Origin of the sequence: Galactobacter valiniphilus (genome assembly GCF_003575975.1) — a bacterium.
GTDB lineage: Bacteria > Actinomycetota > Actinomycetes > Actinomycetales > Micrococcaceae > Galactobacter > Galactobacter valiniphilus.
The window spans coordinates 45,382-71,381 of the sequence record NZ_QQXK01000002.1; the positions used below are offsets into that span (position 1 = coordinate 45,382).

General features: G+C 73.0%; 25 protein-coding genes. 12 read left to right on the top strand and 13 right to left on the bottom strand.

The window, feature by feature from the left end; all coding sequences use genetic code 11:
- Positions 1 to 110: 110 nt before the first annotated feature.
- From DWB68_RS01155 to DWB68_RS01165, 3 genes are all read left to right on the top strand, one after another.
- Entirely contained in the window at positions 111 to 317 is a 207-nt protein-coding gene (locus tag DWB68_RS01155) for a cold-shock protein (protein ID WP_119423310.1), read from the top strand.
- 123 nt (positions 318 to 440) lie between these two features.
- Positions 441 to 1,451 (top strand): LLM class flavin-dependent oxidoreductase, encoded by a 1,011-nt coding sequence (locus tag DWB68_RS01160; RefSeq protein WP_119423311.1) that lies wholly within the window; start codon positions 441 to 443, stop codon positions 1,449 to 1,451.
- A gap of 130 nt (positions 1,452 to 1,581) precedes the next feature.
- The gene (locus tag DWB68_RS01165; RefSeq protein WP_119423312.1) at positions 1,582 to 1,851 is read left to right on the top strand and encodes a hypothetical protein; all 270 of its coding nucleotides are present in this window, start codon (positions 1,582 to 1,584) and stop codon (positions 1,849 to 1,851) included.
- A gap of 99 nt (positions 1,852 to 1,950) precedes the next feature.
- On the opposite strand, the gene DWB68_RS01170 is transcribed toward DWB68_RS01165, so the two are convergent.
- From DWB68_RS01170 to DWB68_RS01185, 4 genes are read right to left on the bottom strand one after another with little or no spacing between them, the layout of a single operon-like run.
- The gene (locus DWB68_RS01170) at positions 1,951 to 2,772 is read right to left on the bottom strand and encodes an IclR family transcriptional regulator domain-containing protein (protein ID WP_119423313.1); all 822 of its coding nucleotides are present in this window, start codon (positions 2,770 to 2,772) and stop codon (positions 1,951 to 1,953) included.
- A complete protein-coding gene (locus DWB68_RS01175; protein WP_119423314.1) occupies positions 2,769 to 3,419 on the bottom strand; it encodes a 3-oxoacid CoA-transferase subunit B in 651 nt (216 codons plus the stop codon). The genes DWB68_RS01170 and DWB68_RS01175 overlap by 4 nt, the downstream gene beginning before the upstream one ends.
- Entirely contained in the window at positions 3,416 to 4,117 is a 702-nt protein-coding gene (locus DWB68_RS01180; protein WP_119423315.1) for a 3-oxoacid CoA-transferase subunit A, read from the bottom strand. The genes DWB68_RS01175 and DWB68_RS01180 overlap by 4 nt, the downstream gene beginning before the upstream one ends.
- A gap of 29 nt (positions 4,118 to 4,146) precedes the next feature.
- Positions 4,147 to 5,352, bottom strand: coding sequence for a thiolase family protein (locus tag DWB68_RS01185; RefSeq protein ID WP_119423316.1), 1,206 nt, complete (start codon positions 5,350 to 5,352; stop codon positions 4,147 to 4,149).
- A 144-nt stretch (positions 5,353 to 5,496) separates the two neighbouring features.
- On the opposite strand from DWB68_RS01185, the gene DWB68_RS01190 reads away from it, so the two are divergent.
- From DWB68_RS01190 to DWB68_RS01200, 3 genes are all read left to right on the top strand, one after another.
- The gene (locus tag DWB68_RS01190; RefSeq protein WP_199700341.1) at positions 5,497 to 6,552 is read left to right on the top strand and encodes an enoyl-CoA hydratase/isomerase family protein; all 1,056 of its coding nucleotides are present in this window, start codon (positions 5,497 to 5,499) and stop codon (positions 6,550 to 6,552) included.
- A gap of 93 nt (positions 6,553 to 6,645) precedes the next feature.
- Positions 6,646 to 7,101: a hypothetical protein gene (locus DWB68_RS16105; protein ID WP_158588169.1), complete on the top strand. Its 456-nt coding sequence runs from the start codon at positions 6,646 to 6,648 to the stop codon at positions 7,099 to 7,101.
- Between the two features lie 331 nt (positions 7,102 to 7,432).
- Entirely contained in the window at positions 7,433 to 7,885 is a 453-nt protein-coding gene (locus DWB68_RS01200; protein ID WP_119423317.1) for a hypothetical protein, read from the top strand.
- Between the two features lie 79 nt (positions 7,886 to 7,964).
- On the opposite strand, the gene DWB68_RS01205 is transcribed toward DWB68_RS01200, so the two are convergent.
- On the bottom strand, positions 7,965 to 8,414 hold the full coding sequence (locus DWB68_RS01205; RefSeq protein WP_233548543.1) for a phage holin family protein: 450 nt from the start codon (positions 8,412 to 8,414) through the stop codon (positions 7,965 to 7,967).
- Between the two features lie 36 nt (positions 8,415 to 8,450).
- A complete protein-coding gene (locus tag DWB68_RS01210; protein WP_119423318.1) occupies positions 8,451 to 8,870 on the bottom strand; it encodes a rhodanese-like domain-containing protein in 420 nt (139 codons plus the stop codon).
- 93 nt (positions 8,871 to 8,963) lie between these two features.
- On the opposite strand from DWB68_RS01210, the gene DWB68_RS01215 reads away from it, so the two are divergent.
- On the top strand, positions 8,964 to 9,422 hold the full coding sequence (locus DWB68_RS01215; protein WP_119423319.1) for an Lrp/AsnC family transcriptional regulator: 459 nt from the start codon (positions 8,964 to 8,966) through the stop codon (positions 9,420 to 9,422).
- A gap of 92 nt (positions 9,423 to 9,514) precedes the next feature.
- On the opposite strand, the gene DWB68_RS01220 is transcribed toward DWB68_RS01215, so the two are convergent.
- The 5 genes from DWB68_RS01220 to DWB68_RS01240 all read right to left on the bottom strand — a co-directional run bounded on the left by DWB68_RS01220 (position 9,515) and on the right by DWB68_RS01240 (position 14,683).
- Complete coding sequence (locus DWB68_RS01220; RefSeq protein WP_119423320.1) at positions 9,515 to 10,549, bottom strand: siderophore-interacting protein; 1,035 nt, start codon at positions 10,547 to 10,549, stop codon at positions 9,515 to 9,517.
- On the bottom strand, positions 10,546 to 11,451 hold the full coding sequence (locus tag DWB68_RS01225) for an ABC transporter ATP-binding protein (protein ID WP_119423406.1): 906 nt from the start codon (positions 11,449 to 11,451) through the stop codon (positions 10,546 to 10,548). The genes DWB68_RS01220 and DWB68_RS01225 overlap by 4 nt, the downstream gene beginning before the upstream one ends.
- An 80-nt stretch (positions 11,452 to 11,531) precedes the next feature.
- Positions 11,532 to 12,515 carry an iron chelate uptake ABC transporter family permease subunit gene (locus DWB68_RS01230; RefSeq protein WP_119423321.1) on the bottom strand — a complete coding sequence of 328 codons (984 nt, stop codon included), beginning with the start codon at positions 12,513 to 12,515 and terminating at the stop codon, positions 11,532 to 11,534.
- The gene (locus DWB68_RS01235; protein WP_233548544.1) at positions 12,512 to 13,594 is read right to left on the bottom strand and encodes a FecCD family ABC transporter permease; all 1,083 of its coding nucleotides are present in this window, start codon (positions 13,592 to 13,594) and stop codon (positions 12,512 to 12,514) included. The genes DWB68_RS01230 and DWB68_RS01235 overlap by 4 nt, the downstream gene beginning before the upstream one ends.
- A gap of 30 nt (positions 13,595 to 13,624) precedes the next feature.
- A complete protein-coding gene (locus tag DWB68_RS01240) occupies positions 13,625 to 14,683 on the bottom strand; it encodes an iron-siderophore ABC transporter substrate-binding protein (RefSeq protein WP_233548545.1) in 1,059 nt (352 codons plus the stop codon).
- Between the two features lie 271 nt (positions 14,684 to 14,954).
- Between DWB68_RS01240 and DWB68_RS01245 the strand changes: the two genes are divergently transcribed.
- The 3 genes from DWB68_RS01245 (at position 14,955) to DWB68_RS01250 (ending at position 18,704) form a co-directional block, all read left to right on the top strand.
- Positions 14,955 to 17,174 (top strand): YhgE/Pip domain-containing protein, encoded by a 2,220-nt coding sequence (locus DWB68_RS01245; protein WP_158588170.1) that lies wholly within the window; start codon positions 14,955 to 14,957, stop codon positions 17,172 to 17,174.
- Positions 17,175 to 17,318: 144 nt separating this feature from the next.
- The gene (locus tag DWB68_RS17100; protein WP_325048532.1) at positions 17,319 to 17,507 is read left to right on the top strand and encodes a hypothetical protein; all 189 of its coding nucleotides are present in this window, start codon (positions 17,319 to 17,321) and stop codon (positions 17,505 to 17,507) included.
- 6 nt (positions 17,508 to 17,513) lie between these two features.
- On the top strand, positions 17,514 to 18,704 hold the full coding sequence (locus DWB68_RS01250) for an MFS transporter (protein WP_325048533.1): 1,191 nt from the start codon (positions 17,514 to 17,516) through the stop codon (positions 18,702 to 18,704).
- 38 nt (positions 18,705 to 18,742) lie between these two features.
- Here DWB68_RS01250 and DWB68_RS01255 read toward each other — a convergent pair whose 3' ends face one another.
- Positions 18,743 to 19,336, bottom strand: a complete 594-nt coding sequence (locus DWB68_RS01255; RefSeq protein ID WP_119423325.1) for a DUF4190 domain-containing protein — start codon at positions 19,334 to 19,336, stop codon at positions 18,743 to 18,745.
- 195 nt (positions 19,337 to 19,531) lie between these two features.
- On the bottom strand, positions 19,532 to 23,173 hold the full coding sequence (locus DWB68_RS01260; RefSeq protein WP_119423326.1) for a proline dehydrogenase family protein: 3,642 nt from the start codon (positions 23,171 to 23,173) through the stop codon (positions 19,532 to 19,534).
- Between the two features lie 137 nt (positions 23,174 to 23,310).
- Between DWB68_RS01260 and DWB68_RS01265 the strand changes: the two genes are divergently transcribed.
- Both DWB68_RS01265 and putP read left to right on the top strand, forming a co-directional pair.
- On the top strand, positions 23,311 to 24,228 hold the full coding sequence (locus DWB68_RS01265) for a LysR family transcriptional regulator (protein WP_119423327.1): 918 nt from the start codon (positions 23,311 to 23,313) through the stop codon (positions 24,226 to 24,228).
- Between the two features lie 265 nt (positions 24,229 to 24,493).
- The gene (putP, locus tag DWB68_RS01270; protein WP_233548546.1) at positions 24,494 to 25,999 is read left to right on the top strand and encodes a sodium/proline symporter PutP; all 1,506 of its coding nucleotides are present in this window, start codon (positions 24,494 to 24,496) and stop codon (positions 25,997 to 25,999) included.
- The last annotated feature ends 1 nt before the right edge of the window (position 26,000 follow it).

Genomic DNA, 26,000 nt, shown 5'->3' on the forward strand with positions numbered 1-26,000 from the left:
CGGGGCACCGGTCCTACGCAGCACAAAGGACCGAACACCCGCCCCGCATCCCGCCGGGTGGTCACCGGCTCCTCCCGCACCCGGGAGGCCAAAAGAGAAGGAAATGCCCCATGGCTTCTGGCATCGTGAAGTGGTTCAACCCCGACAAGGGTTTCGGTTTCATCGCTCCGGATGATTCCTCCGAGGATCTCTTTGCCCACTACTCCGCCATCCAGTCGAACGGCTTCCGCACGCTCGAAGAGGGCCAGCGCGTCGAGTTCGAGGTCGCCGAGGGCCCCAAGGGCCTGCAGGCCACGGAGATCCGCCCCGTCGCCTGATCTCCCCTAGGCAAGGGCCGACGCCGCCGTACCCGCCTCCGGGCGGGAACGGCGGCGTCGCTCGTTCTCCGGTGGGGGACGCCGCCGCGGAATAGCTCGCGGCCGCGCGGGGTTGCCCTCTGGGTGAGCACCTCCCCCGAACTCTCCGTCCTCGACCTCGCCCCCACCCGCCCCGGGCAGCCGGCCGGCCAGCCCTTTGCCGACGCCGTGGAGCTGGCCCGGGCCGCCGAGGCCGCCGACTACCGCGGCCTCTGGTACGCCGAGCACCACAACATGCCGGTCATCGCCTCCTCCGCCACGGCGGTGCTCATGGCCCACGTGGCGGCGCACACCGAGACCATCCGCGTGGGCGCCGGCGGGGTCATGCTCAGCAACCACGCGCCGCTCATCATCGCCGAGCAGTTCGGCATGCTCGAGGCCATGCACCCCGGCCGCATCGATCTGGGCCTGGGCCGGGCTCCCGGCACCGACCAGGCCACCGTGCGCGCGCTGCGCCGCTCCCCCGACGCCGCGGAGCACTTCCCCTCCGACGTGGCCGAGCTGCTCGGCTACCTCGATGACGAGGGCCGCATCCCGGGCGTCCACGCCTACCCCGGCCGCGGCTCCCGCGTGCCGGTGACCATCCTGGGCTCGAGCCTCTTCGGCGCCACGCTCGCGGCCCGCATGGGTCTTCCCTTCGCTTTCGCCTCCCACTTCGCCCCCGACGCGCTGGAGCAGGCCCTGGACGTCTACACGCGCGAGTTCCGCCCCTCGGCCCGCTTGGAGGCCCCGCGCCCCATCGTGGCGGTGGGCGTCGTCGCGGCCGAGGACCCGGCCGAGGCGGTGCGCCGCTTCGAGGCCGTGGGCCGCGCCCGCGTGCGCGACATGCTGGGCCGGGGCCGCGACACCCCCTTCACGGAGGACGAGGTGGACCTCATCCTCGACACGCCCCAGGGCCGCGGCATCCTCTCCTCGATCCGCTTCAGCGCCGTGGGCACCCCGGAGCGCGTGGCGGCCGAGCTGGGCCGCATGGCCGCCTCGACGGGCGCGGCCGAACTCATCACGGTGCACCATGCCCTCGATCAGGCCACGCGCCTCGAGTCCCTGCGCCTCACGGCCGAGGCCTGGCGGCACCGGGAGCAGCCGGCCGCGTAGCGCGTCCGCGTCCTTCCCCGGGCGGGCGCAACCCGCCGGGCGCAGGCATGGCGCGTCGACGCCCGCCGGTGCAAGGATGGACGCACCGGCCGCCACTGGGGGCGGCCACGAACGCCACGGGAGGTGCGCCATGTCCCAGCACGAGGACGAGGAACTCTGGGAGGACGAGATCGCCCCGGAGGGCGAGGACGCCATGATCCGCGAGGAGATCTGGGAGGGCGAGGACGACGGCCGCGACGGCTCGCCGGCCGCCGGATCCTCCGACTCCCCGGAGTCCATGGACGAATACGATCCGCTGCGCCGACGCGAGCGCCTCGCGGGCGAGGACATCGGCGATCTGGCCGGCTCCGGCTCCCACATCGAGGTGCTCGGCGAGGACGACGACGACCCGGAGTGGTGAGGCCAGGGCGCCCCTGCGGCGCCCCGCCCCTCAGGGGAGGCGAGGCTGGGTGGTGCACGACGTCGTCGTGCACCACCCAGCCTCGCCTTGCGTGAGGGCTCAGCTCAGCCCGAGGGCGGCCTCCAGCTCGGCCGCCGCGGCGAGCAGGGCCGGCAGGACCCGCTCGCCAGCGCGCTCGGCGCTCTCGTCCTGGGCCGAACGCAGGGAGACGTTGAGGGCGTGCTCCACGCGGCCGGACGGCCCGCGCACGGGCACGGCGACCGAGCGCAGCCCGGGCTCGAGCTCCTGATCGATGATGCAATAGCCGCGTTCGCGCACGTCCTCGAGCAGCGCGATGAGGGCACCGACCTCGGTGACCCTGGCGCTCGGGGGCGCCGCGGGCAGGGAGGCCTCCACGAGGGCCGGCCACGCGGCCGGCTCGGTGCCGGCCAGGAGCACCCGGCCCATGCTCGTCCATGCGGCCGGGAATCGGGTACCGAGCCGGATGTCCACGCGCATGATCCGCTTGGTTTCGACGCGCTGCACGTAGACCACCTCCGTGCCGTCCAGTTCGGCGGCCGAGGCCGATTCCCCGAGGGAGTCGGAGAGCCGCTGCAGCACGGGCCGCGCGAGCTCGGCGAAGGGCTGGCCTGAAAGGTAGGCCCAGCCGAAGCGAAGCACGCTGGGGGTCAGCGCAAAGCTGGAGCCGTCGGTGCACGCGTAGCCCAGCTCCACGAGCGTGTGCAGGAGGCGGCGGGCGCTCGCCCGTGAGAGCCCGGCGCGCGCGGCGGCCTGCGAGAGCGTGAGCTCACGGTGCTCGGCGTCGAAGGCCGCCATGACGGCGAGGCCGCGCGCCAGGGACTGGACAAAGAGGGAGGAGTCGGCGGCCGCCGCCCCCTCCCCTGGCGCCGCGGCACCGGGCTGAGGCGAAGCTGTGCTCATGCCTCGATCGTAGCGAGCGGGACGGGCACGCGGGCGCGCAGTTCCTCGAGCGTGATGCCGTGCGTCGAGCGGACGCTCACCCCGTCCGGGCCCAGCAGGAAGACGGCGGACTCGGTGTAGACGCGCGTGACGCAGCCCAGTCCCGTGACGGGGTAGGCCAGCGTCTCCACGAGTTTGGCCGCCCCGTCCTTCGCGAAGAGGCTCATCATGACCCAGGTCTGCTTGGCGCCGATGGCCAGGTCCATGGCCCCGCCCACGGCGGGGATCGCGTCCGGTGCGCCCGTCGACCAGTTTGCGAGGTCGCCGGCGGCGGAGACCTGGAAGGCCCCGAGCACGCAGACGTCGAGGTGGCCGCCGCGCATCATCCCGAAGGAATCGGCGTGGTGGAAGTACGCGGCGCCCGGCAGCTCGGTCACGGGAATCTTGCCGGCGTTGATGAGGTCCGGGTCCACCTCGTCGCCGTGCGCGGCCGGGCCCATGCCGAGCATGCCGTTCTCGGTGTGGAGGGTGACGTCCTGTTCCGGGGTGAGGTGGTCGGCCACGAGCGTGGGCTGGCCGATCCCCAGGTTCACGAAGGATCCGGCCTCGATGTCGGCCGCCACCAGCGCGGCGATCTCATGCTTGGACAGGGGCGCTGCGGTGTTCATGCCGATTCCTTCTGCTGGGACACAGCCGTCGCCGCGGCGTGCACGCGGATGAGGGTGTCGACGAAAATGCCCGGCGTGACGACGTGCTCGGGATCCAGGGAGCCCACGGGCAGGATCTCCTCGACCTGGGCGATGGTGCGGCTGGCCGCCGTGGCCATGATGGGGCCGAAGTTCCGCGCCGTCTTGCGGTAGACCAGGTTGCCCTTGTCGTCGGCGTGCAGCGCCTTGATGAGCGCCACGTCCGCCTTGAGCGCGTGCTCCAGGACGTAGTTCACGCCGTCGATCGTGCGCGTTTCCTTGCCCTCGGCCAGCTGCGTGCCGTAGCCCGTGGGCGTGAAGAAGGCGCCGATCCCGGCCCCGGCGGCGCGGATGCGCTCGGCGAGATTTCCCTGGGGCACGAGCTCCAGCTCGATCTCCCCCGCCCGGTAGGCGGCGTCGAAGTGCCAGGAGTCCGACTGCCGCGGGAAGGAGCAGACGATCTTGGCGACCCGGCGCTCCTTGATGAGCAGCGCGAGACCCTCGTCCGCCTGGCCGGCGTTGTTGTTGACCACCGTGAGGCCCGTGGCCCCGCCCTGCAGCAGGGCGTCGATGAGTTCCATGGGCTGACCGGCGTTGCCGAAGCCGCCGATCATGACGGTGGAGCCGTCGGCGATGCCGGCGACGGCCTCGGCCGGGCTGGACGCGATGCGAGGTGCCACGGGGTTCCTCCTGAGGGGTGCGGGGCCGCCTAGGCGGCGTCGGTGTTTTCGAGAACGACGGCGAGGCCTTGGCCCACGCCGATGCAGAGGGAGGCCACGCCGTAGCGGCCGCCGCTGGCCTTCAGGCGCGCGGCAAGCGTGCCGAGCACGCGCAGCCCGGAGGCGCCGAGCGGGTGCCCGATCGCGATGGCGCCGCCCCACGCGTTGACGCTCTCCTCGTCGATGCCCCAGGCGTCCACGCAGGCCAGGGCCTGGGCGGCAAACGCCTCGTTGAGCTCCACCGCGTCGATCTGGTTCCAGCTCAGACCCGCCCTGGCCAGCGCGCGGTTGGCCGCCTCGACCGGGGCCTCGCCGAAGTACTGGGGCTCGTTGCCGTGCGCGCCGCGCGAGACGATGCGCGCGAGCGGCTCGCGCCCGAGCAGCGTGGCTGCGTGTTCCGAGCCGATCCAGGCGGCCGAGGCGCCGTCGCTCATGGGCGAGGCGTTGCCCGCCGTGACGGTGCCGTCCTCCGCGCCGCGGAAGACCGTGCGCAGCCCGGCCAGGGACTCCGGCGTGGATTCCGGGCGGATGGTCTCGTCGCGTTCGAGGAGCGCGCCGCGCCCCACGGGCGCCACGGGACTCACCAGGCCGGCGTAGTTGCCCTCGTCCCAGGCGGCGGCGGCGAGCCGGTGGCTGCGCGCGGCAAACGCGTCCTGGCGCTCGCGGGAGATCCCGTGCTTCTCGCGCAGCTGTTCCGTCGCCTCGCCGAGGGAGACGGTCCAGGCGGCCGGCATCTGCGGGTTGACGAGCCGCCAGCCGAGGGTGGTGTTGGCCAGCTGTAGGTCCTGCATGGGGAAGGGCCGCTCGGTCTTGGGCAACACCCAGGGCGCGCGGGACATGGACTCCACGCCGCCCACCAAGACGAGGTCCGCGTCGCCGACGGCCACCTGGCGCGAGGCCGCTATGGCGGCGTCGAGCGAGGAGCCGCAGAGGCGGTTGATCGTGGAGCCCGGGATCGAGACGGGCAGGCCGGCCAGGAGCGAGGCCATGCGCGCCACGTTGCGGTTCTCCTCGCCCGCTCCGTTCGCGTTGCCGAAGGTGACCTCATCGATCGCCGCGGCGTCCAGCCCCGGTGCGCGCCCCACGAGGGTGCGCACCACGTGCGCCGCGAGGTCGTCCGAGCGGTGCCCGGACAGGGCGCCGCCGATCTTCCCAAAGGGGGTGCGGACGGCGTCGTACACAAAGGCCTCTGCCACGGGAACTCCTCGCGTCGTTTGTTCGCTGTGCGAACGCGTGTTCTCTTAATGAACATGGTAGATCATTCACCCGCCGCGGCGCTAGGGCAAGCCCCCGCCTGCGGTACGGTCGACTCATCCTTTTCTTTGGCGCAGGAGGCCCCGGTGGAGACCCACGTTCACAGCGAGATCGCGGACGGCCTCGGCCTCATCACGCTCAACCGGCCGGCCAAGATCAACGCGCTCACGCCCGGCATGGTGGAGGCCATCGGCCAGACGCTGCGCGCCTGGCGCTACGCCGCCGAGGTCAACGCCGTGGTGCTGCGCGGCGAGGGCGAGCGCGGCTTCTGCGCCGGCGGCGACCTGGCAGGCTTCCACGAGGCGCTGGTGGACGGCCGTGAGGACGCCTTCCTCGACGTCCTCGCCACCGAATTTGAGCTCGCCGCCGAGATCGGTTCCTACCCCAAGCCCATCGTCTCGATCATGCGCGGCCTCACGCTCGGCGCCGGGCTCGGCCTGGCAGGCCAGGCCTCCGTGCGCATCGTGACGCCGGATTCCCGGCTCGGCATGCCGGAGGCGCGCATCGGCTATGTGCCCGACGTCGGCGGGAGCCTCCTCCTGGGCCGCGCGCCCGGGCGCGTGGCCGAGCACCTGGCCGCCACGGGCGACACGGTCGGGGCGGGAGACGCCGTCGAGTTCGGTCTGGCCGACTTCTGCATGGCCCCGGACGCCGAGGCCGAGGTCCTGGCCACGCTGGCCGACCTGGCCCAGCTCGGGGCAGGCGAGATCGGCGTGGGCCTCGAGGTGCTGCACGGCGTGCAGGCCCCGGCGACCACGCGGCCGCTGAGCGGATCGCGCGCCTGGATCGACCATTGCTACGCGGCCCCGGAGCTCGCCGACATCCTGAGCGAGCTCGGCGACTCCGCCTGGCCCGCCGCCCAGGCGGCGCGCGAGCGCATCCTGGCCAACTCACCGCTCGCCGCCGCCACGGCCATCGAGCTCGTCCGCGCCGCCCGCGACGAGGACGAGCTGCGCGGCGCCCTCGAGCGCGAGCACCGGGCAGCCGCCTTCATGATGGAGAACCCCGACCTCGCCGAGGGCATCCGCGCCCGCATCATCGACAAGGACGACGCCCCGGCCTGGAACCCGGCCACGGCCGAGGAGGTCGACACCGAGGCGATCCTCACCGCGCTGGATCCCGAGGAGGACGAGGGGTGGTGAGGCGCCGCCCGCGCGCCCGGCGCCGCTCGCCCCGCGCACATACCTTTGGTGCACTATGCCCGGCGCAACGCGAACGCCGTTAGCGTGTGATGCATGAGCCAGGACCACAGCGCCGAACAGCTCGGCGGACTCTTCTCGCAGTGCCTCGACATGCTCTCTCAAGCCCTTCCGGCGGCCGTCGCGGCGAAGGAGCCGCTCATCCCGGGCGGCCTGATCCTGCGCGAGCACGCGGGCAACACCACCTCGCTTGAACCCTTCGTGGCCCCGGAGCTGGCCGGCTCCGGCGACGCCGACACGGCCGAGCGGCTCTTCGACGTCGTGGCGGCGGAGCTCGAGGGGCTCGTGGGCGGGGTGGTGTTCCACGCCGCGCGCCACCAGAGCCTCGGCACCGTGGTGATCCTCGAGGGTGAGCACGCCGAGGGGCGCACGCTCGCCTTCGCCCTCCCCTACGAGGTCAAGCGCAGCTTCATGAAGCCGCCCACCGTCGAGTTCGGGGAACTCGTGACGCTGGAGCAGCCCATGTTCCGCTTCGCCGATCTGCTGCTGTGAGCGCGCCGGTGAACACGCCTGTGGACGGCCAGGCTCCGGAGAAGATCGGCTCAATCTCCCTGACCGGCCCCGTTGCGGGCATGATCCCCACATCGATCTTTGGTTTCGTTTCCCTCACCACCTTCTGGGGCCCCCGCCCCGCGCCGGCCTGGATGCCGTACTTCACGATCCCCGTTCTTGCGCTCTTCCTCCTCAGCTTCGCCTTCCTCCTGCGCCGCCTCGCCAGACCCTGCGCCTGGCCCGCGAGGACTGGGAGAGTGCCCTGGACGGGAGCCGGCGCGGCTGGCGCCGGGCCCGCACGCGTGCCGGCCTGCTCATCGCGCGCGGCACCTTGGACAGCATCGACGATCTGCTTGCTGCCCTTCGCGCCGCGGGCGGCCTGCGTGCGGTGAGCCGCGAGGACTACGCCCCTCCGCTCCGCCTGGCCATCAACCGCTGGCGCGAGGCGCTCGACCCCACGGAGACCAAGCCGGCCCGCCGCGACACGGGCGGAGGCGACACCGTGGTGCTTGGCGGTGCGCATTGGTTCGACGACGGAGTGCCCCAGGACCCGGGGTGCGGCCCCGCAGGGACGCCCTCGGGCGGCAGCGCGGACGCGTGGTGCGACACGGGTGCGTGGGGCGGCGACGCCGGATCCTTCGCTGGGACGGGCGATCTCGGCGGTTTCGGAAGCCACGGCGACTTCGGCGGTGGCTCCGGAGACGGCGGCTGGGGAGACTCCGGCGGTGGTGGAGACAGCGGAGGCGGCGGAGATGGTGGCGGAGGCGGCGGCGGGGGCGATTAGCCCCCGCCGCCCCCGGCCGGCCGACGGCGCGTGGTGACCACGCGCCGTCGTGCCCCGCCGCCTAACCGCCCCGCCTCGATCAGGCCAGCTTCTTGGCGGCGGCCCGGCGGTCCCACCAGCCCTTGAGCACAAACTTCTCGACGAGCAGCGCGCCCACGGCGCACACGAGCCACACCAGCACGGGGGTCGCGATCCACGAGGCGACGCCCGAGATGTGCAGCCCGCCGGGGAAGAGCGTGGCGACGATGAGGGCCACGAGCGTGGACACCAGTCCCACGCCGCCCACGATCGCCTGCGCGTACTTCTGCGCGAGCTTGGTGACGATCGGTGCGGCGATCGCCTGCATCACGGTGAAGATCACCACGGCGATCACGAAGCCGGCGGGTTCGAGCCGCACGCCTTCGATGAGCCACCCCGCGAGGAGCAGGGCGATCGCGGAGAGCACGAGCGAGGTGCCCATGGAGAGCAGCGTGCGGATCAGGGGGTCCTCCAGGGATTCGGCGCGGACGACGCCCTTGAAATATCTCACGGCTCCGGCCGGGCGCGAGGCCCCTCCGCCCCGCCCTCAGCCCACGGGGGCCGCGAGCGGGTCCGGCGCCGAGCGGCGGCGCCCCTCGGCCCCCACCACGTCAAAGCCCTCGCGGACCCAGTACTCGTAGCCGCCGATCAGCTCGCGCACGTTGGTGTAACCGAGCTCGGCGAGCGCGAGGGCCCCCCGCGTGCTGCCGTTGCAGCCCGGCCCCCAGCAATAGACGACGACGGCGGTGGCCGGATCGGGGGCGAGGTCGCCGATGCGCCCGGCCAGCTCGGCGAGGGGCACGTGGTGGGCCTGCGGAAGATGGCCTTGCTCCCACTCGACGGCGTTGCGGACGTCGATCACGAGCGGGGCCGCGCCCGCGGCGCGGGCGGCGGCAAGGTCGGCCGGATCGGTCTCGTAGGCGAGCTTGGCGGCGTAGAAGGCGGCGGCTGAAAGCGGTTCTGTCATGCCTCCATTCCACCGGCACCGGCGGCGTCTCAGAAGGCCTCATCCGCGCCGTTCGGCCGCCCAGGCCGAGCATTCAGCGGTAATCTCTGTCCCATGCCAACGAATCAACCGCCGGAGCTCGACGCGACCGATCAGGCCCTGATCCGCGCGCTCCAGGCCGATGGCCGGGCCAGCATCGCCGCACTCGGCCGCGAGGTCTCGCTCTCCCCGAGCGCCGTCTCGGAGCGGCTGCGCCGGCTCGTCGAGGCCGGCGTCGTCACGGGCCACACGGTGACGGTGGACCCGCAGGCGCTGGGCTACCCCATCACGGCGTTCGTGCGCCTGGCCTACCCCTCGGGGAACTACAAGCCCTTCCACGACCTCGTGGCGGTGACCCCGGAGATCGTCGAGGCGCACCACGTCACGGGCGCCGATTGCTTCATCATTAAGACGCACGCGCGCTCCATGGCTGACCTCGAGCGCATCACGGGACGGCTCGCGACGCTCGGCGGGATCACCACCAACGTGGTGTACTCGAGCCCCGTGCCTGGCCGCCCGCTCGGCCCCGCGTAGCCACCACGGCGTGCCCCCGGTTGTCGCGCTTGACCGCGAGGGTTCCTCGGGGCAGCGCACCACAACGGCGGGCAAAGCCGGAGAGCAGCCCCTCAGTGCCCCGCGCGGCCCTGGCGCCAGTACCCCATGAACGCGATCCGCGTGCGGTCCACGCCGAGGTTGCGCACGAGGTGACGGCGGATCTCCTTGATGACTCCTGCCTCGCCGGCGATCCAGGCGTAGTCGTCCGAGGCGTTGTCCACGGGCGCCTCCCACAGCGTGACCTCGTCCACGTCCACGTCCTCCGGCTCGGCGCCGCGCGCCGCCGGGGCCCCCGCCGTGCACCCCTCGGAGTCGGCCACCCACGCCGCCGCCTCCGCGCGCACCGCCGGCAACAGCAGCGAACCCACGCCCTGCCCGGGCGAGCGAACCAGCCAGCTCACGCTCACGCCGTCGGGCGCCGAGACCGGCTGAACCTGCCCGGCGTCCGGCACCTCGATGAGCGCCACGCCGCGCGCGGAGCGCGGCAGCGCATCGAGCACGGAGCACAGCGCGGGCGCTGCGGTCTCGTCGCCGGCCAGCAGCAGGTGCGAGGCGGCGCCCGGGCGGTAGTCGATCCCGCCGTAGCCGACGGCCGTGAGCGCGCGGTTGGGTCCCAGGAGGTGGAGCACGTCGCCCACCGCGGCCGAGGCGGCCCACGCGGCGGCGGGCCCGCAGCCCTCACCGAGCGAGCCATCCGGGCCCACGCCGTGCAGCACGAGGTCCACGTCGAGCAGCCGCTCGCCGCCCTCCTCGCGCAGGGCGCGCACGGTGTAGGTGCGCATGACGCCGCGCTCGGAGACGGGCGAGGCGAGCCACATCTTGTACCAGCCGGGATCGCCCCCGCTGGACATGGGCGCTTCGGGGAAGAGCGGCGTCAGCACGCGCCCGATGGACTCAACCGTCGACCCCTCGGCCGGCACGATCACCTTGAAACGCAGGTCCATCGTCGCCTCGGGCACGCCGAAGTGCTCCAGGTCGGGCCCGCCCAGGACGAGCCGGCGCAGGCCGGGCCCCAGCTCGATGACGCGGCGCACCACGCCGCGGAAGGCGAGGGTGTCGGCGTGGGCGGCGGCGGTGCCCGCCGCGAGGGTGATGCTCTGGCTCATGCTTGCTCCCCGTTGCTGTTCCGGACGGTGGGCTTGGCCGGTGCGGCCACCTGCTCCGCCGGGCCGTGAGTGCCCGACGGCGCGGCGTCGCCGCCCGCGCCCGGCTCACCCGAGCGCGTGATGACGGCCGCGGCCCCGGCGCGCGGCACGACCATGGGCGTGCCGGCGACGGGATCGGGGATGACCACGGTCTCGAGGCCGAGCACCTCGCGCACGATGGGCGTCGTGACGACCTCGGCCGGGCTGCCCTGCGCCACGAGCACGCCGTCCTTGAGCGCCACGAGGTGGTGGGCGTAGCGGGCGGCGAGGTTGAGATCATGCAGCACCATCACCACGGTGGTGCCGCGCCGGGCGTTGAGCTCCCACACGGTCTCCAGGACGTCCACCTGGTGGGCGAGGTCGAGGTAGGTGGTGGGCTCGTCGAGAAGCAGCACATCGGTCTCTTGCGCGAGCGCCATGGCGATCCAGGCCCGCTGGCGCTGGCCGCCGGAGAGGTCGCTCACCACGGTGTCGGCGAGCCCCTGCAGCTGCGTCGAGTCGAGGGCGCGCTCCACGGCGGCGCGGTCCTCGCCGCTCTCGCGGCGCAGGGCCGAGCGGTAGGGCGCGCGGCCGTGGGCCACGAGCTCGCGGACGGAGAGCGCCTCGGGCGTGACGGGCGTCTGCGGCAGCAGGGCCACGCGGCGGGCCAGCGCGCGCGGCGCGAGCCGGTGTAGCTCGTCGCCGTCCAGCAACACGTGCCCGGCGCTCGGCTTGAGCAGGCGGGAGAGCCCGCGCAGCAGGGTCGACTTGCCGCAGCCGTTGGCGCCGACGATGACGCTGATGCGCCCGGCCGGGAGCTCGAGGTCGAGGCCCTTGACGATGTCCGCGCCGCCGTAGTTCAGGCGCAGGCCCTCCACGCGCAGCGAACCGCCCGGGCGGACGCTCGGGTCGGGGGCGAAGCCGGAGGACGGGGCCCCGGGGGTCTGGGCGGTCTTCTTCACCGCTAGCTCCGTTCTTTCGAGAGCACGAGGAGCAGGAACACGGCGCCGAGGGCGCCCGTGACGACGCCGACCGGCAGGCCGTTCCCGATCCCGAAGAGGTGTGCGGCGAGCAGATCCGAGACCACCACGAGGGTGGAGCCGGTCAGCGCCGTGACGGCGAGGTTCCCGCGGCTCCCCAGGAGGCGGGTCGCGAGCGGGTGGCACATGAAGGCCACGAAGGAGAGGGGCCCGACGACGGCCACGGCCGCGGCGCACAGCGCCGCCCCGAGCGCCACCAGGGCGATGCGGGCCGCCGTGACCCGCACGCCCAGGGCGCGGGCCGCGTCGTCGCCCAGTTCAAGCAGGGCGAGGCGCGGGGCCACGAGCGCCGTGAGCAGCGCCAGGACGAGCAGCGAGAGAGCCAGCACGCCGAGCTTCTCCCACGTCGCATCCGTGACGGAGCCCGCGATCCAACGCAACGCGTCGGCGGCCGAGCGGACGTCGGTGCGCGTGAGCAGGAGGTTGACCACCGCGGCGAGGGCGGCGCCGATCGCGAGGCCGGAGAGCACGAGGCGGGCTCCCATATCGCCCTTGCCGAGCGACATGGCGAGGATGGCACCCGCCACCGCGAGGGCGCCGAGCAGTGCGAGGCCGCTCAGGGCCCAGCCGCCCAGGCCCAGCACCAGCATGCCGATCACCGTGGCGGCGGAGGCGCCGTAGCCCACGCCGATGATGTCGGGGCTAGCGAGCGGGTTGCGCAGGAGCCGCTGGAAGAGGCCGCCGGACAGCGCGAGCGCCGCGCCGGCCAGGACGGCCGCGACGACGGCGGGGAGGCGATCCTGCAGGACCATGAAGCGCAGGGCACCGCGCCCGCCGCCGGAGAAGACCTCGAGCAGCTGGGCGGGCGAGGCGATGCGGGCCCCGAGCGAGAGCCGGGCCCAGGCCGCGAGCAGAAGCAGGAGGACGAGGGCGGCGCTGGCGAGGCCAACGCGCGTGCGGCGGCTCATGCCAGGCCTCGCTTTCCGCGCCCAGCCAGGCGCAGCAGGACCAGGAACACGGGGGCGCCCACGAGCGCGGTCATGACGCCGACCGGCACCTCGCCGGGCGGGGCGATGACGCGGCCCACGGTGTCGGCCGCGAGCACCAGGATCGGGCCGGCCAGGAGCGCCAGCGGGGCAATCCGGCTTTGTCGCGGGCCCACGAAGGGGCGCAGCGCGTGCGGGATGACGAGGCCCACGAAGGCGATGGGCCCGGCGATCGTCGTGGCGGCGCCGGCCAGGAGCACCGCCGCGGCGAGAGCGAGGAAGCGCGTGCGGGCCGGGCTCGAACCCAGCGAGGCGGCGACGTCGTCGCCCAGCGCGAGGCGGTCGAGGGCGCGGGAGCACAGGAGCGCCAGGACCGCGCCGGCGCCCAGCACGAGCGCGGGGAACAGGAGGTCCTCCGGCTGGCGCGCGCCGAGCGAGCCGACCTGCCAGAAGCGGAAGGTCTCCAGCTCGTCCTGCCCGCGCAGGAGGATGGCCTGGGTGACCGAGGCGAGCCCGGCGCCGAGCGCGGCGCCGGCCAGCGCGAGCTTGAGCGGGGTGGCGCCACCCGCCCCGCGGGCCGCGACCAGGTGCACGGCGATCGCCGTGGCGGCCGCCCCCGCCAGGGCGAACCAGGAGAGCGTGCCGATCGCCGCGATGCCGAAGAGACCGATGCCGGCGACCACGGCGAGCGCCGAACCGGCGTTGAGGCCGAGCAACCCGGCGTCGGCGAGCGGGTTGCGCGTGGCCGCCTGCATCACGGAACCGCACAGCGCCAGCGCGGCGCCGACCAGCAGGCCGTTGATGGTGCGCGGGATGCGCGAGGAGATGACGATCCCGGCGTCCCCGGCGCCCGCCGGATCCACGAGCGCCTGCCAGACCTGGGGCAACGAGTACCCGCGCGCGCCGAAGGCGAGCGAGCAGGCCACCGCGAGGGCGAGCAGCACCAGCAGCGCGAGGGCCGCGAGGCCCCCGCGCGCCGGCGAGGAAACGCCCTGCGCCCCGGGCACCCGCCGTGAGGCGGGCACCCGGGGCGCGCGGGCGTCGTCGTGCTGTGACTTCACGAGAACTACGCGGGGTGAGGGAGCGCGGAACTACTTGGCCGAGGAGGCGGCGACGCCCTCGGAGAGCAGCGTGGCGATCTTGTCGACGCCCCAGTTCAGGCTCAGCGGGTTGGCCGCGGAGATGGAGAGCAGGAGCTGGTTGTCGTTGGTGCCGACGAGGCCGCCGTTCTTGACGGCGGGGATGCGGCCGAGCAGCTTGTCGGCCTCGATGGTCTGCTTGTTCTGCCCCTCGGGGAACCAGGTGAAGATGATCTTCGAGTCCAGCTCGTCGGCCTTCTCGGCCGAGTAGTTGAAGAAGAAGGCGTCCTTCGTCTCGTTCTCGGTGACGACCGGGGCGAGCTTCATGCCCAGGGCGGTGAGGATCTGCGAGCGGTTGTCGCCGGCGGTGTAGACGTTGATGCCGCCCGTGGCGGGCTCGAAGTTCGCGGCGATCGCGGAGACGTCCTTGAGCTCGGGGTGAGCGGCGGCGGTCTCGGAGAGCTTGGCCTTGGTGTCGGCGATGAGCTTCGTGGCCTCGGCCTTCTTGCCCAGGGCCTCGCCGATCATCTCGGTGGACTGCTCCCACGGGGTGGAGTAGGCGGCCTTGCCCGGGCCCACCACGGGGGCGATCTTCCTGAGCTTGTCGTACTGTTCCTGCGTCAGGCCGGAGTACGCGGCCAGGATGACGTCCGGGTCGGCCGCGGCGATGGCGTCGTAGTTCACGTCGCCCGAGGGCTCCTCGTAGAAGGTGGGGGCCTTCTCGGAGCCCTTGCCTGCACCGAGCTCCTCGAGCTTGGCATCGGCCCAGTCGGTGGAGTCGTTGGCGTTCATGCCCCAGGTCACCTTGGGCACGGCCACGGGGACCACACCGAGGGCCAGTGCGGTGTCACCGTTGACCCACGAGAGGCTGACGACGCGCTCGGGCTGCTCCTTGATCTCGGTCTCGCCGTAGATGTTGGAGACCTTCACGGGGAAGGCGGCGGCGTCCGCCGAGGCGGAGCCGGAGGGGCTGGCGGAGGAGCCGGAGTCCCCGGCGCCGCAGGCGGTGAGGGACAGAACGGCGAGGCTGGCCACGGCGGTGGCGGCGAACGCGCGACGAATCAGCGACATGTGCAACATCCTTCGGGGAACGAGAGGTGAACCGCCGTCCAGGCTAGAGGAACCTCGCCTTATTAGGCAACAGATACATTCCCTATTGTGATCCGAGAGACAAGCTATGAAGTACCCGATACCGCCCTTGCCTCCACTACCCGCCGGTAGCTTTACTCCTCGGTAGCGTGATGTGAGTCACACGTTGCCGTGCTCCGCAGCCTGGCCGCCCACGCCGTCATCACCACCGGTCCCAGCCCCCTGCGGAGGTCCCATGTCAAGCCGCGCTTCGATGAGCACGCTCTACCACGCGATCATCACCTCGCTCCTCGCCCTGTTCCTGGTCGCCATGGTGGCGATCTACGCGCTCGTGAGCTCCAAGGTGAGCACGGGCGCCCAGCAGCTCGCCGACGGCATGTCGCAGGCCCACTCCGGCGTCACGACCCTCGCCGCCGGAACCCAGAAGCTGGCCGACGGCACGGGCCAGGCCCGCACCGGCACGGTCACCCTCGACGAGGGCGCAGACAAGCTGACCACCAAGCTGAACAAGATCAGCGACGGCGGGCAGAAGCTGGCAGACGGCACCACGCAGGCCCTCGTGGGCAGCACCCAGATCAAGGACGGCGCGAGCAAGGCGGCCGATGGCGCCCAGCAGCTGGCGACCGGCGCGAAGACGGCCTCCGACGGCGCCGACCAGCTCGCCGCCGGCGCCACCAAGGCGAACGACGGCGCGCAGCAGCTCGCCGCCGGCGCCAAGAAGGCCAGCGACGGCGCGCAGCAGCTCGCCCCCGGCGCGACCACCGCCGCGAGCGGAGCGCAGGAGCTCGCCGCCGGCGCCACCAAGGCGAACGACGGCGCACAGCTCATCGCCGCCGGCGCCAAGAAGGCAAACGACGGCATCCAGCAGCTCGCCCCCGGCGCGGCCACCGCCGCGGACGGAGCGCAGGAGCTCGCCGCGGGCGCCAAGAAGGCAAACGACGGCGCGCAGCAGCTCGCCGCCGGCGCCAAGAAGGCCAGCGACGGCATCGCCCAGCTGGCACCCGGCGCCAAGGACGCCGCGAGCGGTGCAAAGGACCTCGCCGCCGGCGCAGCGAACGCCGTCACCGGAGCCCAGCGCCTTTCCGCCGGCGCCGCCAACGCCGTCGCCGGAGCTCAGAAGCTCGCGACCGGCACACAACAAATCGAGGACGGTCTCACCGACCTTGACTCGAAGGTTCCGACCCTCACCGCCGGCACCCAGAAGCTCGACGACGGTTCGAAGCAGTTGCTGGACGGCCTGGAGCAGCTGCTGGCGACGGCGGACAGCCCGGCGGGCAACGCCGTGACCCTGGCCATGATCAAGGACAAGATTCAGGCGCTGCGCGACGGCGGGGCGGCTCTGCACACGGGCGCTGCCACACTGAACGCCAGTGCTCCGACCCTGGCCAAGGGCGTGGCTACCCTGAAGGCGGGGGCCACCCAGGCCAACGCCGGCGCGCAGCTGCTGGCGACCTCCACCGACGAAAAGAACCCGGGCTTGCCCGTCCTGGCGGCCGGCGCGAAGCAGCTCGCCACCTCCACCGACGAAAAGAACCCCGGCCTCCCGGTCCTGCAGGCAGGTGCCGAGCGACTGGCGGCCGGCAATCAGCAGATCGCCGCCGGCGCCGCCCAGCTCGCCGACAAGAGCAAGGGCCTCCCGGCTCTGGCCGCCGGCGCGGCCCAGCTCGCCGACAAGTCAAAGGGCCTCCCGGCGCTGCAGGCCGGCGCCGAGCGACTGGCGGCCGGCAATCAGCAGATCGCCGCCGGCGCCGCCCAGCTCGCCGATCAGGACAAGGGCCTCCCCGCGCTCGCGGCCGGCGCGGCCCAGCTCGCCGATGAGAAGAAGGGCCTCCCGGCCCTCGCCGCCGGTGCCGCGAAGCTGGCCGAGGGCAATCAGAAGATCGCCGACGGCGCGGCCCAGCTCGCGGATCAGGACAAGGGCCTCCCGGCCCTCGCCGCCGGCGCCGCGAAGCTCGCCGATCCCGCCACTGGCTTGCCGAAGCTGGCCGACGGCGCGGCCAAGCTGGCCGAGGGCAACCAGAAGATCGCCGACGGCGCGGCCCAGCTCGCCGATCCCGCCACGGGCCTGCCGAAGCTCGCTTCGGGTGCCGGCGAGCTCGAGGACGGCCTGAAGCAGCTCGACACGGGCTACCGCACCCAGGCCGTGCAGGCCAACGGCGATCCGAAGGGCCTGCTCAACGCGCTGACCAAGGCGGCCGCCGGTTCCGGCGACCTCGCGGCCGGCACGCAGAAGCTGCGCGACGGCGCCGCGGCACTCGACGACGGCGCGGGCCAGGTGAAGGACGGCATCGCGACGCTGAGCTCCGGCACCACCCAGCTCGCCGACGGCACCAAGCTGCTGCGCACGCAGTCCTCCGCGGCCTCGCTGCAGGGCGTCCTCTCCAGCCCGTGGGCCTGGCTCCTGCTGGTCCCGCTGGCCCTGCTCGTGGTCCCGCTTGTCATGCTCGGCATGGCCCGCCGCCGCCTGAGCTAATCGCACCCGCCCCCACGGGCAAACACCACCGGATCCCGCCGCTCTCTGCTCAGAGCGGCGGGATCTGGCGCGTCCGGGCACCGCCGTGCGATGATTGGGATTCATAAATCACATGCCGCCGCGGCCCGTCACGACAGGATCAGCATGTCCCTGCGCGCCCTCGCGCCCTTCCGCCACGCACCCTTCCGCGTGCTCGCCTCAGCGCTCGTCATCAGCGTGTTCGGGCACGGGCTCTGGGCCGTCTCGCTCGTCTACCAGGTGCGCGGACTCGGCGGCGGCATGCTTGAGCTCTCCCTCGCGACCACGGCCCTGGCCATCGGCCTCCTCGCCTGAGTCCTCGTGGGCGGCGTCGTGGCCGACCGCCTCCCGCGCCGCCGCATCCTGCTCACGGTGGAGATCGCCGACACCCTGACCGTCGGCGCCGTGGCGGTCCTCGCCCTCACGGGCACGGTGCAGCTCTGGCACCTCGTGGTCGCCGCGGCGCTCGTCGGCGCGAGCGCCGCCTTCTTCTTCCCCGCGTACTCGGCTCTGCTGCCGAGCGTCCTGCCCGCCGAGGGCCTGCTCGCCGCCAACGGCTTCGAGGGGGCCGCGCGCCCGGCGCTGCAGCAGGCGGCCGGCCCGGCCACGGCCGGCTTCATCGTCGCCGCGGCCTCGCCCGGCGTCTCGCTCGCGCTGCTCGCCGCGTGCCACCTCGCGGCCGCCGTGGTGCTGTGTTTCCTGCCGCCGGAGCGGCCGGCCGCCCCGGGTGAGAAGACCCCAGCGCCCGACGCCGCTTCCTCGCCGCGCGCCGACGGCTCGCCTGAGCCGGCGCTCGCCTCAGGCGAGTCGGCGGCGGGCGATGAGCCCGCGCCGTCGGGCACCTCCTCACCCCTCAAGGACGCCCTCGAGGGCGTGAAGTACACCGTGCGCACGCCGTGGCTGTGGTGGACGCTGCTCTTCGCGTGCGTTTCGGTGCTGAGCACCGTGGAACCGCTCGAGGTGCTCCTGCCCTTTGTGGTCTCGGACCAGCTTGGCGGCGACTCGCGCATGTTCGGCGGTCTCCTGGCCGTGGCCGGCGTCGCCGTGATGCTCGGTTCCCTCTTCACCGCCTCGCGCCCGCTCCCGCGCCGCTACCTCACGTGGATGCTCGCGGCGTGGGGCCTCGGCACCCTGCCGCTCGCGGCGGTGGGCTTCGTGACCTCCTGGTGGATCGTGGCGCTCGGCGCGTTCATCTACGGCGCCACCGGCGCGTTCGGGCAGGTCATCTGGGGCACCCTGCTGCAGCGCCGCGTGCCGCGGCACATGCTGGGCCGCGTCTCCTCGCTGGACTTCTTCGTCTCGCTCGCGCTCATGCCGCTCTCCATGGCCCTCGCCGGGCCGCTCGCGACCGTGCTGCCCATGTGGTCCATCTGGATCGCGGCGGGCGTCGTCACCCCGCTCGTGGCGGCCCTGGCCTGGTGGCGCGGGCGCCTCGGCGAGGACGAGCTGGCCCATCCCCTCGACGCCGGCGCCCGCGCGGGATCCCGTGAAGAGGTGAAGCCGGCGGGCTGAGCCCGCCGGCTTCACGTGCCTGGCTCAACGTTCGGCGCCTAGAACGGCGAGATGCCGGCGACCCGGATGTAGATCCAGCCAGCCAGCGAGAGCGCGCTGACCACCACGCCGATGATCCCCAGCGTGCGCGCCTGGCCCGGGTTCAGGCCGGCCTCGCGGAGCTTCGGAACGGCGGTCAGTGCCGTGACGCCCAGCACCAAACCGGGGATCGAGAGGAACGGCAGGATGAAGAAGGCGATGCCGCCGAACACGATCGAGAGGATGCCGTTGGTGCGCGCCGTCGTTGCGCGCTTGAGCGCCGCCGGGTCCGGCCCGGCGTAACCGCCAAAGCCCACTGCCTGGCCGGGGTAGCCCGGCTGGCCGTACTGCTGCCCGTACTGCGGCTGGCCGTATGGCTGCTGCCCCGGGTAGCCGGGCTGGCCGTACGGGGGCTGTCCGGCGGGGGCCTGGCCGTACTGTGCCTGGCCGTACTGAGGCTGCCCCGGGTAGCCCGGCTGGCCGGACGGGGCCTGGGGCGCCTGGCCAGTGGAGCCGCCCGGCGCGGGCTGTCCCGCCTGGCCCGGCCCCGGCGGGATCTGGCCCGGGGTGCCGTCCGGGCGGTGGGCCGGCTGTTCGTCTGGCGTGTTGCTCATGGTTCCCCCGCTCGATGGAGTGCGGGACGCTCGGGCCCCACGGCTGCCGCCATTTCATCACGGGTGCGGGCGGCGCGCATCCACACCCGCCGCACTGCAGCAGACCCACAACGGCCCGATCGCTTCGGCACTGCGCGAACCTTGCGGCAGTTGTGAAGCGATCGGGCCGTTGTGGCGGCGAGATCGGTGCCTGACTCAGGCGCCGTCGCCGAGGGTGATCTCGCCGAGTGCGCGCTGGGCAAGGTCGTTGACGGTGCCGAAGCGGTGGGCCGTCATGGACACGGCCTGCTCGCGCACGAACGGCAGCATCTCCACGCGGCCGGCGCTCGTGACGGGCTCGGCGTAGACGGCCACGTCCGGGCGGCCCTGCGTCGCGGCGAAGGTCGCGGCGACCGTCTCCGGCGCGTCGGGGCCGGCGATGCGCAGGCGTTCCACCTCGCGCGGGCCGGCCTGAGCGGCGCGGGCGGCGCGCTGCTCCCAGCCGGCGAGGTCCTCCGCGTAGACGGCCACGCCGGCCGAACGCAGAGCGGCAGTGACGGCCTCGGGGAAGGCCGTCGGCACGGAGACGCTCAGCGTGGGGGCCGCGGCGGTGCCGGCACCCTTCACGGTGGCGGCGTGGGCGCGCAGGCCCGCCGCGACGACGCGAACGGTCTGCGCCACGTCCTGCGCCGAGGCGCCGGCGGAGCGCACCGTCACGGGGACGGGACGGTAGCGCAGGGCGTTGATTTCCACGCCCACCTTGGACACGTCGCGCGAGCCCTCGAAGCGGCTCGCGGCCGCCACGTCGGCGCCGCTGGCCGCGCGCAGCCAGGCCGCCTCGGGCTCGGGAAGCACGGCGGTGGCCGCCTTCACGAGGCGCGACGCCGCGTCGTCAGGCAGGGTGGACTGGGTCGCGGCGGGAGCCGCGTCCTCCCACTGGGAAAGGCCAACCAGGTAGTTGGGGCCGCCGGCCTTGGTGCCGGCGCCCACGGCGGAGCGCTTCCAGCCGCCGAAGGGCTGGCGCTGGACGATCGCGCCCGTGATGCCGCGGTTGATGTAGAGGTTGCCTGCCTCGACGTGCTCGGCCCAGTAGGCGATCTCCTCGGCGTCCAGGGAGTGGATGCCGGAGGTCAGGCCGTAGTCGATGGCGTTGACGTGCTCCACCGCCTCCTCGAGGGTGGCGGCCGTCATGACGCCGAGCACGGGGCCGAAGTACTCGGTCAGGTGGTACTCGCTGCCGGGCTGCACGCCCACGCGCACGCCGGGGCTGAAGAGGCGACCGGAGTCATCAAGCGAGGCGGGCTTGAGGGCCCAGGACTCGCCCTGGCCCAGCTGGGTCAGGCCGCGCTGCAGCTTCTCCTGCGGCACCTCGACCACGGGACCCATCTGCGTGCGGGGGTCGGTGGGCCAACCCACCTTGAGCGAGCGGGCTGCGTCGATCAGCTGGCGGTGGAAGCGCTTGGAGGTGGCGGCGCGGCCCACGAGGATCACGAGCGAGGCGGCCGAGCACTTCTGGCCGGCGTGGCCGAAGGCCGAGAGGACCACGTCCCTGGCGGCGAGGTCGAGATCGGCCGAGGGCGTGACGATGATGGCGTTCTTGCCGGAGGTCTCGGCGAGCAGCGGCAGGTCGGGGCGGAAGCCGCGGAAGAGCTGCGCCGTCTCGTAGCCGCCCGTCAGGATGAGGCGGCCCACGGCCGGGTGGGAGACGAGCTGGGTGCCCAGCTCGCGCTCGCCCAGGTGGACGAGGGCCAGGACGTCGCGGCTCACGCCGAAGTCGTCGAAGGCCGCCCAGAGGCACTCGATCATGACGGCGCCGGAGCGCTTGGAGAGCTCGGCGGGCTTGATGATGACGGTGGAGCCGGCGGCGAGTGCGGAGAGCGTGGAGCCGGCCGGGATGGCCACGGGGAAGTTCCACGGGGGGGTGACCACGGTGAGGTTCACAGGGACGGCCGTGGCGCCGTCGACCTGCTCCAGCTCCAGGCCCAGGCGGGCGTAGTAGTGGGCAAAGTCGATGGCCTCGGAGACCTCCGGGTCGCCCTGGTCGATCGTCTTTCCGGTCTCGGCACCCATGACGGCGAGGAGATCGGCGCGGCGGGCCTCGAGGTGCTCGCCGGCGCGGTGCAGCACGGCGGCGCGGCCCTCGGCGCCGAGCGCACGCCAGGCCGGGGCGGCCGCGAGCGAGGCGGCCACGACGGCCTCCAGCTGCTCCTCGGTGTTCAGGTGGGCGGCGGCGATGGTGGCCTCGCCCAGCTGCGTGGAGGCCATGGCGGAGACGATCTCGCGGCCCCACGCGCGGTTGCCCGGCAGGTCAGGATCGGAGTCGGGGGTGTTCTCGAAGGCGGTGTGCTCGCCGATGGCCGGCAGCGTCTCGCTGGCGCGGTCCTGCGGACGGCGCGGGCCGGGGACCACGCTGGCGCGCTCGCGCAGCTCGCCGAGGGCGGCGCGGAAGCGCTCCTCCTCGCGGGCGAAGAGCGCGGGGACGGCGTCCAGCTCGAAGACGGCCGACATGAAGTTCTCCTGGCTCGCGCCCTCCTCGAGGCGGCGGATCAGGTAGGCGATGGCCACGTCGAACTCGGAGGGGTGCACCACGGGCGTGTAGAGCAGGAGCGAACCCACGTCGCGGCGGACGGCCTCGGCCTGGCTCGTGGCCATGCCGAGCAGCATCTCGAACTCCGTGCCGGAGGTGATGCCGCGGGCCTGCATGAGCTGGTGGGCCAGCGCCACGTCGAAGAGGTTGTGGCCGGCGATGCCGAGCTGCAGGTTGGCGAGGCGCTCCGGGTAGAGCGCGTAGTCAAGGACGGCCTTGTAGCTCGCGTCGGAGCCCTGCTTGGTGTCCCACACGGTCTGCTCCCAGCCGTGCATCTTGGCCTCGACCTGCTCCATGGGCAGGTTGGCGCCCTTCACGACGCGGACCTTGATGGGCGCACCGCCGGCGGCGACGCGGGCCGCCGCAAACTCCTGCAGCTCGATCATGGCGCCGAGCGCGTCCGGCAGGTACGCCTGCAACACGATGCCGCCGCGGACGTCGCTGAACTCGTCCTCGGAAAGCAGGCGCTTGAACACGGCGAGCGTCAGGTCGAGGTCCTTGTACTCCTCCATGTCCAGGTTGATGAAGGTGCGCGGGCTGGAATCGCGCGCGGCGCGGTAGAGCGGGCGCATCTTCTCGACGATGTGGTCAACGGCCTCGTCGAAGGCCCAGTGGTTGTGTGGCGCCACGGTCGCTGAGACCTTAATGGAGACGTAGTCGACGTCGGGGCGCTGGATCAGCGCGAGGGTGCCCGCCAGGCGGCGGTCGGCCTCGTCCTCGCCGAGGATGGCCTCGCCGAGCAGGTTGATGTTCAGGTCGGTGCCGTCGCCGCGCAGCTTGGCGATGGACTTGCCGAGGCGCGCGTCGGTCGCGTCGATGATGAGGTGGCCCACCATGGAGCGCAGGGCGCGGCGGGCGATCGGCACGACGACGCCGGGCAGCACGGGCGCGAGGACGCCGCCGATGCGGACGGCGGCCTTGAGATACCAGGGGAGGAAGGCAGGCACCTTGGGTGCCAGGGCCTTGAGTTCGTGGGCGGCAACCCGCAGGTCCTCGGGGCGGACCACGCGGTCGACGAAGCCCACGGTGAAGTCGAGGCCGGCCGGGTCCTTCAGCACGCCGGCGAGGCGCTGGGCGGAGACGTCGGCGGGAATGGTGGAGGCCGTGCTCAGCCAGCTGCGCACCTGCGCCACTGACTGATCGGCGAGGTCCCACGGCCGGGCGGCGCCGGCGTCGGGGGCCGCGGGCAGCTGGGTGTGGCTGAGTCGCGAGGAGAGGGGGGCGCCCTGCGGCGCGGCGCCGCTGGTGCGCGGCGAGGAGGCGGTGCTCATGAGGGGTGCTCCTGGGACGGAACGGGCGCCGGGCATTCCCCGGCATCATCAAGTATCGAAAGAGTGGCCGTTCGGTTACAGCGATAAGATGTGAACGATACTGTTCGTGTTTCCCGAACATTTGAAGGGGTGCCCCGATGCTCGATCTTCACCGCCTGCGGCTACTGCGCGAGCTGGCCCTGCGCGGCACCGTGCTCGCCGTCGCCGAGGCCCTGAACTACGCGCCCTCCACGGTGTCGGCGCAGCTCGCCCGCCTCGAGAAGGAGGCCGGTGTGGAACTCCTCCAGCCCTCCGGCCGCGGCGTGCGGCTCACCCCCGCCGCGCAGGTGCTCGTGGCCCACGCCGAGGAGCTGCTCAACGGCATGGAGCGCACCGAGGCCGCCCTCGCCGCCTCCCAGCGCGAGGTCAGCGGCACGGTGCGGCTGTCCATGTTCCAGACCGCCGCGCTGGCCCTGCTCCCCGGCACGCTGCGCCGCCTGCGCACCGAACATCCGCTCTTGCGCGTGGAGATGACGCAGCGCGAACCCGAGGCTGCGTTGCGCCAGACCTGGGCCCGCGAGTTCGACGTGGTCGTGGCCGAGCAATACCCCGGCCACGCCGCCGAGCACTTCCCCGACATGGAGCGCACACCCCTGGCGCTCGATCCCCTGCGCCTCGCCGTCCCCCCGGAGACCTCCGGCCCCTTCGCCAGCATCTCCTCGCTGTCCGACGCCGCCCGCGTCCCGTGGGTCATGGAGCCGGCGCCCGCCGCGAGCCGACACTGGGCGTTGCAGCAGTGCCGCGTGACGGGCTTCGAGCCCGACGTCCGCTACGAATCCGCCGACCTCCAGGCGCACATGCAGCTCGTCGAATCCGGCCTCGCCGTCGCGATCCTGCCGGGCATCCTGGGCGGCTACCGCACGCCGCGGGTGCGCTGGGTTGATCTTGACCGCGGCCCGCACCGCGAGATCTTCATCGCCGTGCGTTCCTCCTCGGCCCAGCATCCGGCCGCCGTGGCGTTGCGCCGCGCGCTCGAGGCCGAGGCAGCCGCCCTCCAGGCGGGCCCGCCCGCCTGAGGCGCTCACGCCAGCCTCACCGCACCCGGGCCGCGCCCGGCCCGCGACCCGGCCCGCGGCCGGACGGCGCGCCGGACAGCCGCCCAACCCACGCCCGGGCACCCGGGCGCCCACGCGCCGTCGTGCACCGCCCGCCCGGCCCGTGAGCCAGGTCACAGAATGGTTACGGCGGCGAGACGCACTTGACCACACGCCGGACGAACCCTAGCCACGGGGCCCGGAGTGCGGCACGCTTCCGGGCATGTCATCCGCACAGACCTGGCAAATGGCTGCCATCATCGTCTACCTCGCCGCCATGGTCGGCATCGGGCTCTACGCCTGGCGCAAGACCAAGACGGGCGAGGACTTCCTGCTGGCCGGGCGTGACCTCAAGCCCGGCGTCGCCGCCCTCTCCGCCGGTGCCTCCGATATGTCCGGCTGGCTCCTCATGGGCCTGCCCGGCGCGCTGTACCTCACGGGACTCGTGGAGGCCTGGATCGCCATCGGCCTGACGCTCGGCGCCTGGCTCAACTGGTTCCTCATCGCGCCGCGCCTGCGCGCCTACACGGAGATCGCCAGCAACTCGATCACGGTCCCGAGCTTCCTCGGCCACCGCTTCCGGGACAAGACGCACCTGCTGCGCATCGTGTCTTCGGTGATCATCCTGGTGTTCTTCACCTTCTACGTGGCGAGCATGCTCGTCTCGGCCGGCAAGTTCTTCCAGTCCTCGTTCGCGTGGCCGTACTTGACGGGCATGCTCGTCATCGGCGTCATCACGGTGGGCTACACGCTCTTCGGTGGATTCTTGGGGGTCTCCCTGACGGACGTGGCGCAGGGCCTGCTGATGTTTGCCGCGCTCATCGCCGTGCCGATCGTCGCGACGATCCACATGGGAGGCCCCGCCCGCGTGGTGGAGCTGATCAACCAGGCCGACCTCGCGAGCGGCCTGCACCACCTCTCCTGGACGGGCGGCGGGCTCACGGGCCCCACGTTCATCGCGATCGTCTCCGGCCTGGGCTGGGGCCTTGGCTACTTCGGCCAGCCGCACATCCTGGCCCGCTTCATCGCGCTGCGCTCCCCGCAGGACGCGCCCACGGCCCGCCGCATCGGCATCGGCTGGATGGCGCTGTGCATGCTCGGCGCCCTCGTCACCGGCCTGATCGGTGTGGCCTGGTTCCAGGAGAAGGGCATCCGACTCTCCGACGCCGACGCCGAAACGGTGTTCCTGCAGCTGAGCCAGATCCTCTTCCACCCGTTCATCGCCGGCCTGGTCCTGGCCGCCGTGCTCGCGGCGATCATGTCCACCATGTCCTCGCAGCTCATCGTGTGCTCCTCGGCCCTCGTGGAGGACCTTGCTGGCCTGCGCAAGGCCAAGGCCTCCCCCACCATGGCACTGTGGCTCGGCCGCGCCGGCGTGGCGCTCGTGGCCGTGATCGCGGCGATCATCGCGCTAGATCCCGGGTCCTCGATCCTGCAGCTCGTGGGCTTCGCGTGGGCCGGCTTCGGCGCCGCGTTCGGCCCCCTGCTGATCCTCGGCCTGTTCTGGCGCAAGGTGACCGCCATGGGTGCCCTCGTCGGCATGATCGGCGGCGCCGTGGTGTCCTTCGTCTGGGGCTCGCTGCGACTGGCCAAGGACCCCGCCTTCACGCTCTACGAGATCATCCCCGGCTTCGCCGTGTGCCTGGTCCTGACCGTGGTCGTCTCGCTGTTCACGCGGCAGACCAACCCGGACGTCGACGAGGAGTTCGAGACCGTCGTCTCGATGACCAAGAAGGCGCCGGAGCGCGTCTGAG

Excerpts from the sequence above, each read along its gene's own strand:
- DWB68_RS01165 (WP_119423312.1), top strand. The coding sequence starts at position 1,582 with ATGTCCCAGCACGAGGACGAGGAACTCTGGGAGGACGAGATCGCCCCG.
- DWB68_RS01210 (WP_119423318.1), bottom strand. The coding sequence starts at position 8,870 with ATGACAGAACCGCTTTCAGCCGCCGCCTTCTACGCCGCCAAGCTCGCC.
- DWB68_RS01260 (WP_119423326.1), bottom strand. The coding sequence starts at position 23,173 with ATGAGCACCGCCTCCTCGCCGCGCACCAGCGGCGCCGCGCCGCAGGGC.
- DWB68_RS01175 (WP_119423314.1), bottom strand. The coding sequence starts at position 3,419 with ATGAACACCGCAGCGCCCCTGTCCAAGCATGAGATCGCCGCGCTGGTG.
- DWB68_RS01215 (WP_119423319.1), top strand. The coding sequence starts at position 8,964 with ATGCCAACGAATCAACCGCCGGAGCTCGACGCGACCGATCAGGCCCTG.
- DWB68_RS01255 (WP_119423325.1), bottom strand. The coding sequence starts at position 19,336 with ATGAGCAACACGCCAGACGAACAGCCGGCCCACCGCCCGGACGGCACC.
- DWB68_RS01230 (WP_119423321.1), bottom strand. The coding sequence starts at position 12,515 with ATGAGCCGCCGCACGCGCGTTGGCCTCGCCAGCGCCGCCCTCGTCCTC.
- putP (WP_233548546.1), top strand. The coding sequence starts at position 24,494 with ATGGCTGCCATCATCGTCTACCTCGCCGCCATGGTCGGCATCGGGCTC.
- DWB68_RS17100 (WP_325048532.1), top strand. The coding sequence starts at position 17,319 with ATGTCCCTGCGCGCCCTCGCGCCCTTCCGCCACGCACCCTTCCGCGTG.
- DWB68_RS01265 (WP_119423327.1), top strand. The coding sequence starts at position 23,311 with ATGCTCGATCTTCACCGCCTGCGGCTACTGCGCGAGCTGGCCCTGCGC.
- DWB68_RS01155 (WP_119423310.1), top strand. The coding sequence starts at position 111 with ATGGCTTCTGGCATCGTGAAGTGGTTCAACCCCGACAAGGGTTTCGGT.
- DWB68_RS01170 (WP_119423313.1), bottom strand. The coding sequence starts at position 2,772 with ATGAGCACAGCTTCGCCTCAGCCCGGTGCCGCGGCGCCAGGGGAGGGG.
- DWB68_RS16105 (WP_158588169.1), top strand. The coding sequence starts at position 6,646 with ATGAGCCAGGACCACAGCGCCGAACAGCTCGGCGGACTCTTCTCGCAG.
- DWB68_RS01220 (WP_119423320.1), bottom strand. The coding sequence starts at position 10,549 with ATGAGCCAGAGCATCACCCTCGCGGCGGGCACCGCCGCCGCCCACGCC.
- DWB68_RS01240 (WP_233548545.1), bottom strand. The coding sequence starts at position 14,683 with ATGTCGCTGATTCGTCGCGCGTTCGCCGCCACCGCCGTGGCCAGCCTC.
- DWB68_RS01245 (WP_158588170.1), top strand. The coding sequence starts at position 14,955 with ATGAGCACGCTCTACCACGCGATCATCACCTCGCTCCTCGCCCTGTTC.